12 protein-coding genes are annotated in these 11,927 nt (G+C 52.0%); 6 read left to right on the top strand and 6 right to left on the bottom strand.

The window, feature by feature from the left end; genetic code table 11:
- The 3 genes from EKM85_RS10985 to EKM85_RS10975 all read left to right on the top strand — a co-directional run.
- A partial coding sequence (locus EKM85_RS10985; RefSeq protein ID WP_164510761.1) for a transposase occupies window positions 1-933 on the top strand: 933 nt, incomplete at its 5' end.
- A gap of 208 nt (window positions 934-1,141) precedes the next feature.
- Window positions 1,142-1,489, top strand: a complete 348-nt coding sequence (locus EKM85_RS10980) for a hypothetical protein (RefSeq protein ID WP_125586877.1) — start codon at window positions 1,142-1,144, stop codon at window positions 1,487-1,489.
- Window positions 1,490-2,219: 730 nt separating this feature from the next.
- Entirely contained in the window at window positions 2,220-3,380 is a 1,161-nt protein-coding gene (locus EKM85_RS10975) for an MFS transporter (RefSeq protein WP_125586875.1), read from the top strand.
- A gap of 213 nt (window positions 3,381-3,593) precedes the next feature.
- Here EKM85_RS10975 and EKM85_RS10970 read toward each other — a convergent pair whose 3' ends face one another.
- Complete coding sequence (locus tag EKM85_RS10970) at window positions 3,594-3,995, bottom strand: hypothetical protein (protein ID WP_125586873.1); 402 nt, start codon at window positions 3,993-3,995, stop codon at window positions 3,594-3,596.
- Between the two features lie 155 nt (window positions 3,996-4,150).
- On the opposite strand from EKM85_RS10970, the gene EKM85_RS10965 reads away from it, so the two are divergent.
- Together EKM85_RS10965 and EKM85_RS10960 are read left to right on the top strand one after the other, a co-directional pair.
- Window positions 4,151-4,615, top strand: a complete 465-nt coding sequence (locus EKM85_RS10965; protein ID WP_125586871.1) for a GNAT family N-acetyltransferase — start codon at window positions 4,151-4,153, stop codon at window positions 4,613-4,615.
- Window positions 4,616-5,300: 685 nt separating this feature from the next.
- Window positions 5,301-5,771 carry a GNAT family N-acetyltransferase gene (locus EKM85_RS10960; RefSeq protein ID WP_125586869.1) on the top strand — a complete coding sequence of 157 codons (471 nt, stop codon included), beginning with the start codon at window positions 5,301-5,303 and terminating at the stop codon, window positions 5,769-5,771.
- A 21-nt stretch (window positions 5,772-5,792) separates the two neighbouring features.
- On the opposite strand, the gene EKM85_RS10955 is transcribed toward EKM85_RS10960, so the two are convergent.
- Both EKM85_RS10955 and EKM85_RS10950 read right to left on the bottom strand, forming a co-directional pair.
- The gene (locus EKM85_RS10955; protein WP_125586867.1) at window positions 5,793-6,209 is read right to left on the bottom strand and encodes a nucleoside 2-deoxyribosyltransferase; all 417 of its coding nucleotides are present in this window, start codon (window positions 6,207-6,209) and stop codon (window positions 5,793-5,795) included.
- 99 nt (window positions 6,210-6,308) lie between these two features.
- Window positions 6,309-7,289: a helix-turn-helix domain-containing protein gene (locus EKM85_RS10950; protein WP_125586865.1), complete on the bottom strand. Its 981-nt coding sequence runs from the start codon at window positions 7,287-7,289 to the stop codon at window positions 6,309-6,311.
- Between the two features lie 254 nt (window positions 7,290-7,543).
- On the opposite strand from EKM85_RS10950, the gene EKM85_RS11740 reads away from it, so the two are divergent.
- On the top strand, window positions 7,544-8,965 hold the full coding sequence (locus EKM85_RS11740) for an ATP-binding cassette domain-containing protein (RefSeq protein WP_125586863.1): 1,422 nt from the start codon (window positions 7,544-7,546) through the stop codon (window positions 8,963-8,965).
- 143 nt (window positions 8,966-9,108) lie between these two features.
- Here EKM85_RS11740 and EKM85_RS10940 read toward each other — a convergent pair whose 3' ends face one another.
- From EKM85_RS10940 to EKM85_RS10930, 3 genes are all read right to left on the bottom strand, one after another.
- Complete coding sequence (locus EKM85_RS10940; protein ID WP_125586861.1) at window positions 9,109-10,011, bottom strand: GNAT family N-acetyltransferase; 903 nt, start codon at window positions 10,009-10,011, stop codon at window positions 9,109-9,111.
- Window positions 10,012-10,030: 19 nt separating this feature from the next.
- A complete protein-coding gene (locus EKM85_RS10935; RefSeq protein ID WP_125586859.1) occupies window positions 10,031-10,684 on the bottom strand; it encodes a GNAT family N-acetyltransferase in 654 nt (217 codons plus the stop codon).
- A gap of 65 nt (window positions 10,685-10,749) precedes the next feature.
- The coding region (locus EKM85_RS10930) for an ATP-binding cassette domain-containing protein (RefSeq protein ID WP_225418991.1) at window positions 10,750-11,927 on the bottom strand (1,178 nt) is incomplete at its 5' end.

Here is an 11,927-nt window from a genome sequence, read left to right as displayed (position 1 = left end):
TTGCAAATTGCCACTCAGAACCAGTTTGTTCTGTACTATGACGTCAATCAGAGACCAACGGATCAACGCACCTTAATACCCTTTTTGAAACAACTTGATCGCCATTTTCGCTTCGTGGTTGCGGACGCCGGGTATGGTAGCGAACCAAACTACGACTATATTACAAGCCAATATCACGCTGTCCCTTTGATTCCGTACACGATGTATCTAAAAGAACTGTCCAGGCGATACCGTAAGGACCCCACAAAGAGACAAAATTGGCAATATGATAAAACGCTTGATTGCTACATTGATGCCGACGGTGTCCAGTTCCGACGGAACAAAGAATACGACCGAACCGACAAACAAACTGGTACAATCCGTCACTTCATCAGCTATGAAGCCGTAGCGGATGAAGATCCTGAATTGGCCAAATTAGCACTGACCGAGAAGGGAAACCTAAGGCGGATTGCTGTTAACCCACACTGGGAAGCGCAGAAAGAAAGCATTCGTGCTCACCTGACGGATGAAGATCAGGCCATTGTCTACGCAACTCGTAAGATTGAAGTGGAACCAGTCTTTGGGAATATGAAACACAATCTGAACTTCACTCGTTCTTCAGTGCGTGGACTTGAGCCCGTTCGCCAAGAGCTCGGATTAACTTTGATGGCAGGAAACCTTCAAAAGCTGGCAATTCTGATAGACGTCCATCCAGATCTGTTAAAGGGCCTGCTGAAGTGGGGGTCTATTTGTCGTACCCTAAAAGTCAGAATAGCTAAAAAAGTGGGGAAAAAACTCACTAGAGACAAAAAACCGACCGAACTATCCAGAAATATTCTGGTAGAACGGTCGGCCTTTTTTGGCAGCTTCGATTTATGTCTCAGCCACTTTTGTTTTCAGGTTTGCAATCGATTCACAGAGACTAGGCAGGATTTTGTTGGCAGAGTTCTCTGAGCACCAGTACAAGAATAAGATCAAGACCGAGCGGGCGAACGGGGAGGCCGCGTTTGACATCTAGCCTGGAGCTGGCCCTGCAATTGTTTCGTTAAGAATGTTTCTGTTGCCGCTCAATAGCAGGGTGGCTTATACTGTTACATAATAAATAGATTTGAGTATTTCACCCCACATTATCAAAACCGGATAAAAATGTGGAGGTAACCATTTGATTAAAATACGATTCACTAATACCGAGCAATTGACCCCTCGTGAGCTTGCCATCTTTGAAGGGGGCTGCGAGATGTCTTGTTTCCTCTGTGTTTATCTGTTCACTGAAGGCACAGGCACACTTTGCAATCCACCGCGTAAAGAACAAGGCGAGGATTGGGTCGGCTTCAATGTGTTTTTCAATGAGGAGCCGAAAGAGTTTCAGGGTAAGCCGGATCCTGATGCTGTGGCAAAGTTAGCTGGGCAGATGGCGATGAAATTTGAGAGCATTGTTAAATGTACGCTCGTTGATGATGTAAAAATCCTAGATAGTATTGGTATCGATGTGCATGAAGACACCATGTAAGACACTGAGGTAAATTAAATGATCCCACCATGATTTCACGGCAGAGAGCGATTTCTGCCGACTCATGGTGGGATTTTTGTGGCAAGTCAGTTTAAATTGCTGGGCACCAGCGCATTGCAAACAAAAATCAGCTAATTTATCGACAATCATCAAGTTATCATTAGGTTTATTCACTTCTCGTTTATTAAATGTTATGAGGACATTTTGTTTTACCTGGTTGGTTCTTGTGCAAATGGTTGTCAAAAAACGTTCAATCTCGAGACCACGTTATATAGGGGGTGATGCTTGATGTTCAATATTGTTGCGATCTCTTTAGCTGCTATCGGAGAACTTATCGTCACTGGTTATGAAATTTACCTATATTGGGTGCATCGCACGCACAAACGCGAGCTTATCAGAATATGGGCCAAATTTACTGTTGTGTGCGGCGCTTTACTTTTGGGGATGCTTTGGCTAATCAGGTCGCTAGTTAGCTGAACCCGATTCGGCGGTTTTCTGGCCCAATTTTGGTTGTGAAAGTGATGCACCGTTGACCAGGTCTTAGATCAATGCTATTCTCACTGTAATTATTTTCGGAGGAAAAAGCATGACCCTATCCTGGATTGCTCGCGCACACACGATTATTAACGTATTTGCCGCTTAAGGGGTGAAGTCTGCCCTTTTTGGCGATCCTTCGCCATCCGCACGCCGGGTGGCTTTCGTTTTGCGCAAATACGCGGATAGGAGTTTCATGATTATCAAACGTCAACTGTATGCCGCTTATGCATACAGCTTCTTAACCTTCTTTGGCATCACCCAGCTATGGGTGGTTTACCTTGGCCAGCGTGGCCTCAGCCTGGTGGCGATTGGCCTATGCGAAAGTGTGTTTCACGTCTCCAGTTTTTTGTTCGAAGTGCCTTCTGGCATGTTGGCTGACCGGTTCAGCTACCGGCGCATGCTTATTCTCAGCCGCTGTTGCGCGCTGATTTCTTCGGTGATGATGCTCACTTCGGGCAGCTTCATCTGGTTTGCCGTCAGCTTTGTGTTCTCCGCTTGGGGCTACAACCTTCAAAGCGGCACTTTGGAGGCATTACTTTATGAGTCGCTGATCGAATCAGGGGCGGAAAAGCAGTGGCCGAGGGTTTCCAGCCGCCTTAACATCGTGATCGAGATTGCCTCCAGCGGCGGGTTGCTGATTGCCGGGACCATGGTCAACTGGAATCTGGCCGCGACTTACTGGGTCGCGATTGTTTTTGCAATCATCGGAATGGCGGCCACGATGCTGCTGCACGAGCCTCGTCAGCATCGCCAGCCTGAGCAGCGGCAGACGCTGATGGAAATCATTCGCGCCGCTGGTTCGGTACTGAAAAGTCGTCCCGAGCTGCGCCACCTGATGCTTTTTGACGCCGCGTTCTCGACGATTGCCGCTGGGTACTACTATTATTTTCAGAATGTGATGACCACGCGGCATTTCAGCACGCCACAAATTACTGTGTTACTGGCTGCCACGACACTGGTGGCAGTGGGGACGATTCGCCTGAGCCCGCGTTTAGTTAAACTACCCCCTAGGCAATTGCTTTATTGGCTAAGCAGCAGTCTCGCGCTGTTTTTACTGCTGACCGGAATCGGCGGGACGCCGTTGCTTAGCGCGCTATATCTGTTGATTTACGCCATCTACGCGCTGATTCCACCGGTGTTCACCGTGTTGTACAATACGCGTATTCCCAGTGCGCAGCGTGCGACGCTACTGTCAGTGTCCTCACTGCTATACTCACTGCTGATGATCGGCATGTTTCCTTTGTTCGGGTGGCTAATTCAGCAAGTTGGGTTTGCGATGACGTTTGGGGCGATGGGCGGTTTGCTGGCAGTTGTGGAGGCCGGTGTGATGGTCGGTTCCAAATCAGCAAGCTGATTGCATATTCTGATTTTGGCTCGTTGCCTGAGCTGGACCATTATTGGTTTTCCTCAACTGGAAGTGTAAAGAGAATTTATCTAGAAGCTAAAACCAAGAAGAGACCCGATTTGCCCGGGTCTCTTTGCTTGTTCATTAATAAAAATACTGTATCTGCCTGTTTGATTCCTCTCAGTAGGGGATTTGCAAGCCGGTTTCCCCCTTGAGAGAATGTTACCGAAGATTGTAGTGTGCCTTTATTGCTTTTGAGGCGCGAGTGATCCCGTATACCTCAATCGACTTGACGACTTGAGTGAGCTCAGCCATTTCGACATCGTCAGGAATTAGCAAGAGTCCGTAAACCACTAGTGAGACGGACTTCTGAGAGTCAGCCCATTTTTGGATAGTTTTATTGTCCAGCCTCATCAAACCAATCACACCGCGCCGTTGTTTCACATCGCGTTCAACGAGCTCATTCAAGTACCCTGCTTGTTTATTCAACTGGTCATGAATTGACTTTTGAACGAAGTCACTCCGATTGCGGTAGAATCCGTTCTTCGTCAAAAGATCGATTGCAGCCAGATCCTGGCTCTGTAAATTGAAAGTGAGCTTCTCTTCTTTAGTTGGCTTAACCATTTTCACCATCTCCTCAGATGGATATTACCATGCTAATGGTTAGAAGACAACTACCGTGTATATATTCTTCATAGGCGGTCAGGAAATCGAATCAGCCGCTGATTGCAACCGCTTACTCTTGGGGTTAAGATTAGAGCAATTTAGGAGGAGTAAAAGTGGGACAAGGCATTATTACGAGCGTGAAAGAACCAGAGCAGTGCAGTGAAATTGTTAAGCAGGTCCTTGCCGACTTGCCTGAGTGGTTTGGGCTGCCGGAGTCGACGGCTTCATATATTGAGGAGGCCGCAACGATTCCGCTCTGGCAAGCTCGAGTGGATGGCGAATTGGCCGGGTTCATCGACCTAAATTGCACTGCTGTCAGGAGTGCTGAGGTCAGTTGCATGGGTGTCATGAAAAAATTCCATCGGCAGGGTTTCGGCACTGCATTGATGCACGTCCTGGAAAATGAAGCCAAGCAGCACTATGACTTCTTGCAGGTCAAAACAGTGGACGAGGGACACTACCCTGAATACGACCAGACGATTAAATTTTACGAGCGTATGGGTTTTGAGCGGTTGGAGGTCTTCCCAACACTTTGGGATCTGTGGAATCCCTGCCTGATTTTGATCAAGAAGCTTTAGAAGGATAATGATCAACTTGTGGTACGCATCCCTAGGCAATTTCCGTTTAGCAGAGCAAATCATGTCTTTCCAAGAGGCACTTCAGAATGACTTACAAGTAAACTCATTAAGTCGGCTTTTCTAAACAGAAATAATACGTTAGTCAGATTAAGGGGGGATAGAATTGCGCGGACTGAAGTATGTGTTAATGATTGTTACCGTCATATTTGTCGCAATGATTTTAATCGCATTCCGTATTTCGGGCCTGCTCAGCGGTCTCATACTTGGGGCAACGGCTTCGGTTTCGTTGCAACTCTTCCAGTACCTAATGGAGCGGGATCCGCACAAGCGTTAGCAGGAATTATTATGTCCAATAGCCCTGATTGCAGACTCTGAAATTTTCCGAGAGAGGTCTCGTGATGTGGTATATGATGAATGCCAAGCATTATGCCAGACCCGTTTTATCGCGATTATTGGACCGCTTGGCGCGGTGTTAGCGGCTTTGCTGGTAGGCTCAACGAGTTTTCCGAAAATGAGTTATTACGGTACGATCACTTCTGTTCGTTAGCTTGATTATGGGAGATGGCAGGAGTCATGTACTCGTGTTATAATGACCTCATATCGAATGGGGACATATTGTCACCGGATGCCGTTGTAGCGCGACCTACAACGGCTTTTTTGATGTCACACGCCGAAAAATCAGCAGATGACGACTTGGTTGAAAAGCCAAGGGGCCACGCTGACCGGCGAAACGATTTGGGCACTGCCCTTGCTGAAGGAAAAGCCACAGGTGGTGGCGCTTGAGTCCGCACCTACTGATTTAGATCAAGTCGTTGCGCTGCACCATCAGTTTTTTACCGGTGAGGAGGTTGCCACGGTGACGCCGAATCACCCACTGTTTGTGGTGCGTCAGCAAGGCCAAGTCGTCGCTTATGCCTCTGCTGAGCTGGTCGGAAACACTGGCCGATTGTTGTACGTTGCTGTTTGTGAGACTGCAAGACGTCAGGGGATCGCGGCGCAACTTTGCCAATCAGTGCAGGCTGATTTAACGCACCGCGGGGCCGAAAGCATTACGTTGGTGCAAAGCGAAAGAGCGATAGCGGCCGGCAAGTTGTATCGCACGTTAGGGTATCAGCCGCTCAACAGGTATATCAGCGCTGTTTTGCCGTGCAATTAAGGTGCTTTGTTATTGCCTAGCTCATGACTTCCTGACCAACTCATTTTTGACGATGAAATCAATAAAATCAGTGGCACTGCCGTGGAACTTCTTGACGTGATCCATCTCGTAGAAAGTACAAGTGTCTGCTGGATCATTCAACTGACCGGTGGTGTCAAGAAGGTAGATGGGCTTTTGCAGCGCAGTGGCGACGCCAAACTCAACGTTGGCTCCCTTGCCACCAGGGAAGACGAAAACCATAAAGTCAGCGTCTTTGATCCCCTGAATCTCCAACTCTGCGATATCACGAAGACCGCTTAGGGTGGCGGGGTCAGCTGCTTTGCCCCAGTCGAAAGTGCGGGTATAACCAGCCGCTTCTAATTGGGCGGCGAGCTGGTTGATGAGGGCTAATTGTCTAAAGGAGTCGGCAATGTAGACCTTCTTTTTCAGTTTGTTCATCAGGGTAACCTCGAATCTGAAATGGTCAGACTAGCGCTGAGCGACAATATCTAGGGGATGCATTAGTGAGTAAAAAATTTGGTGTGGCTGACCCCGCCACTAATCGATAAAAATCGCGGCGCGCCGCCAGTCGTCTTTGCCGTTATGGGTCTGGATGAAATGGTATAACTCGCTCAAATCATGGTCTTCATCAGTCAGCTTCAAAAACTTGGTGACGGTGAGCGCGTGTTCGCAGTCCTCGGTGCCAGCGGTCACCTTGTCGGTCCGCAGTCGGTACCAGCCGCGGTTGAACAGATAATTAATATTGTTGTTTGCGTTAGTGCTGCTTTTGAGTTGATTTTCGTACTCTGTCAAGCACTCCTTGGCCGCCGCATAATCGCACCAGGCCATGCAGAGATTAAACTGGTTCTCAAGCACTCGAAAAATCAGTTCCCGCGTTGACCGGAAATCCTGGTACTTCACGGCGCGCGTCATGGCCAGCTGAAAGAGCTGCTTTTCGACCTTGGGCGCAAAGCCGGGCATGAAGCCGGTAAACATGTAGATATCGAATTCGCCCCAGTCGTCGAGGGCCATCAGGTACTGTCTGATGCCAGTGGTATATTCCGGATGAGGCTGGGGGAAATGAAAATCGTTGTTCCCAGTGTCCACCATTTCCTCTCGGAGGAGCTCCCACAGCGGCCGGGCAAAGCGCTTGATGGGATCATGGCTGGAGGCAATCTGCGCATCAAGAGCTGGCAATGCCTGATTAAACTTGGCCCGAATTTGTTCTGCTGTTGAGTGACCAGCATCACCCGTGAACTGCTTGCCTTGCGGAAAAAAGCGCATCAGCATGTTGCCCATGCTGAGGTAGCCGTTGAGGTCGAAGGTATTCTTGTCCTGCAGGTAACGAAAGACGAATTCCTCTGGCGTGGTCCAAAGACGCTCAAGTAAATGGGCAAACTTGGTCACTGTGAGGTCCGCCTGGCCGTTTTCAAACCGCGACAAGGCACTAACGGAGAGTTGTTCATCGGCTACATTCTGCAGTGTCAGGTGCTTGCTTTGACGAATTGCCTTTGCGGTGACGCCAAACTGTTGGCTCATTTCGCCATCTCCTTTTGCGTATCTGCAAATATCTCTGCTTTTGATTTTAGGCGTGGGAAACTGAAATCACAAGCAGAGGAGGCATGTCTGATGATTATTTGGCGATATGGAAACAAGGGCCAGGTCGCGTTACTGGCATTTTTGGATCTGTTCGTCGCGGCGCAAATGGTGTTTTTGGCATTCATGCTTAGCGGCTTCATCGCCGCGGCCACGGCCGGCTCGATGAGTCGGTTTTTGCGGTTGGCAGCCTCGCGGTGGCAGGGTTTGCCGCGCTCAGCTTTCTTGGTCAGTGCCAGGTGTGGGTGAAGAATCGGCTGGTCCAAACCGTCAATTTGCGGATCAAAACGCTGATGGCCAAGAACCTGATTGACGACGGGCCGCTGCCGGAAGATGCCAGCAAGCCGCTGTCGTTCATGACGAACGACTTAAAACTGCTGGAAACAAACGGCATTACGTCGGAACTGACGATTCTTCAGGAGCTGTTGACGCTGATCTTTGCGATTGCGGCTGCGATTTACTTCGATTGGCTGACCACGCTGGTCTTCGTCGTGGGTGCATTGCTGCCCATGGCGGTGTCAGGCCTGACGCAAAAGCCGATTGACCGCCGCTCCAAGGCCTGGTCCGCAGCCAATGGCCAGTACACCGGCAGTTTGAAGGATTTACTCTCAGGCTTGGACACGATCCGCAGTTACCACGCCAACACGGTAGCGAAGGCGCGCCTGAACCAAAGCAGCACCGCGATGGAAAACGGGCTGCGCAGAATGAACAACTTGATTGGCTCGGCTGACGTCTGGATGAGTTTCTTGTCACTGACCGTGGGCCTGTTGGTGCCGTTTGGTTTTGGGATCGTTCGCATCCTGAGCGGCGTCATCACCATTGCCGGCTTCATCGGCATCGTCCAACTTTCCAACTCGATCACCAATCCGCTGCTGATCATTATGGACGGGGTGAACAAGTGGAACACAACGCGGCAGATTCAGGCCAAGTTGCGGACGGCAAAAGACACCAGCTCCGACAAGCGCAGCGAACAGCCGCTTGGGACGCTGCAGACCTTAACGCTCAATAACATTACCTTGAGCCGCGGCGGTAAGGCGCTGCTGCAGAATTTTAACCTGACCATCAAGGCAGGAAGCAAAATTCTGCTCAAGGCACCATCGGGTTTTGGCAAGACGACATTGCTGTACGCGTTGCAGGGCCAGCTGCCAATGCAAGGCAGCTATCAGATCAACGGCATCGACGCCGGTCAGCTGCCGCCGCGCCAACAGCTCGACTTGTTCAGTCTGATCAAGCAGCAGCCGTTCCTGTTCAATGACACATTGCGGTTTAATCTGACGTTAGGCGGGGATTACTCGCAGGATGAATTGGAAGAAGCCGCGCGGCGAGCCCATCTCGACACCCTCGTCGCGGAGAAGGGCTGGGACTACCAGTGCGGCGAAAACGGCGCGAATCTTTCCGGCGGCCAGATCCAGCGCGTCGAAATTGCCCGCGCGTTTCTGGTCAAGCGGCCGGTGATTCTGGCCGATGAAGCCACCTCGGCGCTGGATGATAAGCTCAGTGACGCCATCCACGATGAACTTTTTGCCTCAGGGAAAACGGTGATCGAGGTGGCGCACCACATCAGCCCGGAGTGGCAGGCCAAGTTCGACCAGGTGATCGACCTCACACAAGCCGCTTAAGCCATCGTTCCGCCTCAAAAACAAACGGCCGCACACTTCATAGTGTGCGACCGTTTTTGGGTTATCTGGCCTGAACAGAATCACCAGTCTCCAGATCTGGTGACTGGCAATTTTGCGCGGCTGGGCACGGGTCACACGTGAAGTTAATCCTTAAGTGCCCAGCGGCCAGTCGGCGCACTGAGGTAACAAGTTTCGGTCAGCGGCCCGAATCCCGCCTTGCAGTAAACGTGGTAGGCGGCGGGATTGTCGCTGTCGACGTCGAGGCGGAAGTCTTTGTGGCGCGTGGTCGAGAGCTGGCCCATCATCAATTGGATAAAGCGGCTGCCAAACCCCTGGTTGCGGTAATCCTTGGCAATAAACAGCCCGTAAAAGTAGTCGTAATCGTCCAAATCTACTGCACAGTAGCCGATGGGCTGGCCTTGGTAGTGACAGACGAACGACGCGACCGCCGGATCAGTCCGCGCGACTTCAAGATAGCGCCGGGCTTGGCTTTCGTCAGTCCCGGATTCGTCTGCGAAGGCCTCCATATACAGCGGCAGAAGGGTTTCAATGTCGCTGCTCGTCAGTGGGGCGACTGTGAGCACGTCATCGGTGGCTTTGCCGCTGCCAGCAGGTGCGATCAGGCCGATTTCACTAGTGGGGTCTTTAACTAGTTGAGTCTGCTCAAGGAATTGGGGATGACTGGTCAGAAAAGCGGCTTCAGTCGCATATTCACATTTTAGCTGGCCAGCTGTCTGCAGCACTTTTCTCGCCGCCTGCCACAGCGCGGTCGCCACGCCTTGCCTGCGAAAATCCGGCAGCACGTGGATATTGATATCCACCACGCCGTCTGGCCCCGGTGCGTCATCGGCATACAGCGTCAGTAAACCAATTAGTTGTCCCGCAGTTTCAGCGAGGAAAAAGGCGGGCATGGTCTGATCGAAGTTAAAGTCGTTCTCGAGGTACGGGTCACGGTGCGTGCCGTCCGCCGCCTGCGTCGTCTTGATCAAAGCTTTTGCCGCCGCGGTTTGGGCCTTGGTCAGCGTTGGCACTTGAGTAATTTGCATAATGGTGCCTTCTTTCGTTTTACAACTTCAGTAAGTAGGTGCGTTCGCGATACGATTCGGTAATGGTGTAATCAGCCATGGCCGCTTCGGCGAAAAAGGTAATCCACTGTGGGTACTCCGGCAAAGCTTCGACGCGCCCGGCCGCGGCCGTGAGGACCAGCTCCTGAGTGCCCGCGTCCAGCGCCCATTTGGCCTTGGGAGCCTGGTAGGTTTTCGGCGTCGCCAGCGCCCGCCAATTGTGCGAAATCTCCCGTACGCCGAGGCTCTGGTACAAGCCGTTGGCAGCGGCATCGCTGCGGGTGAAGATCTCGACAAAATCGGCACCGGCAGTTTTCAAATTGGCCAAGCACGCTTTAAGCAGTTTGCGCCCAATGCCTTGCCCTTGCGCGGAGGGGCTCACCGCAAACACTTCGATGTAGCTACCGCGGCCTTGATGCTGCACATAGATATCATGCTGGGCGCGGTCGTCGTTGAAGACGCCAGCGTCAATCACCCCGACTACGAGGCCGTCAATGGTCGCAACAAGCGAAATCACAGTGCGATAGCCATCCGCCTCGCTGAATGAATCGCGCTGGTCGCTGATCTGATCGCGGAACTGGGAGTGCATATAGGCCAGCGCAACAGTGTTGAGGTAGGCCCGTTCGTCGGTGGGCTGGTAGGGTCTAATTTTCATGAGTGTCTCCTGACTGGTAGCTGACCGCTCGGGCCGCCCCAAATTAATATTTTTATTATACCTGATTAAGCTGGCGGTGCGTCTAGCGTTAAAATGCCGTCCAGCCGCTTGGCCGTCGCTGCGGTCAGGTGATGGGTGACACTGATAACGGTCAGCGGCAGGTTGAGGACCAGCTCATCGATGGCCGCGGCAGAGGCGGGGTCAAGGCTTGCGGTGGCCTCGTCGAGCAGCAGGACTGAACGGTTGGCAAGCAGAGCCCGGGCAATCGCCACGCGCTGTCTTTGGCCACCGGAAAGATTGGTACTGGCAAAATCGACCTTGGTGGCTAATCCTTCTGGCAGGCTGGCAACAAAGGCAGACAGGCCAACTTGGGCGAGCACGGCGGTAATTTGGCTGGTGGTGGCCTGCTGGCCGAGCAACAGGTTGTCTCGCAACGTGGTGTTAAAAAGCAGCGGCTGCTGGTCGACCACGGCAATTTGTTCGTGCAGGGACCGTGGGGCGATCGCCGTCAGCGGCAGGCCGTCAAAGCTGATTTGCCCATTAATAGGAGTGAGGCTGCCGTCAATCAGCTTAAGCAGGGTGGACTTGCCGATCCCGCTGGGCCCCGTGATCGCGTAGTGCCCACCGGCGCGGAAGGCGTAGCTGACGGCTGCCAGCGTCGAACGGTTCGCGTCTGGGTAGCGGAAGTCGACACGGTCGAGGGTTAAGGCTTGGCGCAGCGGCGCAACGGGTTGGCCAGCCGTGTCATCGGTGATCGGCACGGCTTGGTACTTGTCTAGTAGCGGTTGAACAGTCTTTCTTTCCGCCAGGTTCTCGGTCATGCCCATCACTGAGCTAAAAATCGCCCCGGCTAGCGACTCGCTGGTGGAGAACACGCCGAGCGGTACTTTACCCTGCAGGTAAAGGTAGCCGGTGAGGCCGAGCACCGCCAGCATGCAGGCCGAAACGGCCCCTTGGTTCACCGAGTAAAACAGGTTACTGGCCTTGGCGTAGGCCACACGCTTTTCAGCGCGCACCTTGCCGGCTCGTTGCACCCCAGTCGTCAGCCGCGGCGTCTGGTTCAGCATCAGCAGCTGGCCGAAGCCGTTGAGCAGATCCGTCGCCACCGTGGTCAGGCGGCCGTTCGCGGTCGAGACGGCGGCGTTGGCGGCGTTCATTTTTTTTGTGACGGATTTACAATGCAAGTGCAACAAATTAGCTAAATAGAAAGACTCATAGCCTGAGTCCTTGTAAAATGGAATCA

It is taken from the genome of Lacticaseibacillus jixianensis, assembly GCF_003946485.1.
Classification (GTDB): Bacteria; Bacillota; Bacilli; order Lactobacillales; family Lactobacillaceae; genus Lacticaseibacillus; species Lacticaseibacillus jixianensis.
Note: the sequence above shows the minus strand (reverse complement) of the source record. Positions and strands in the feature narration are given on the sequence as shown.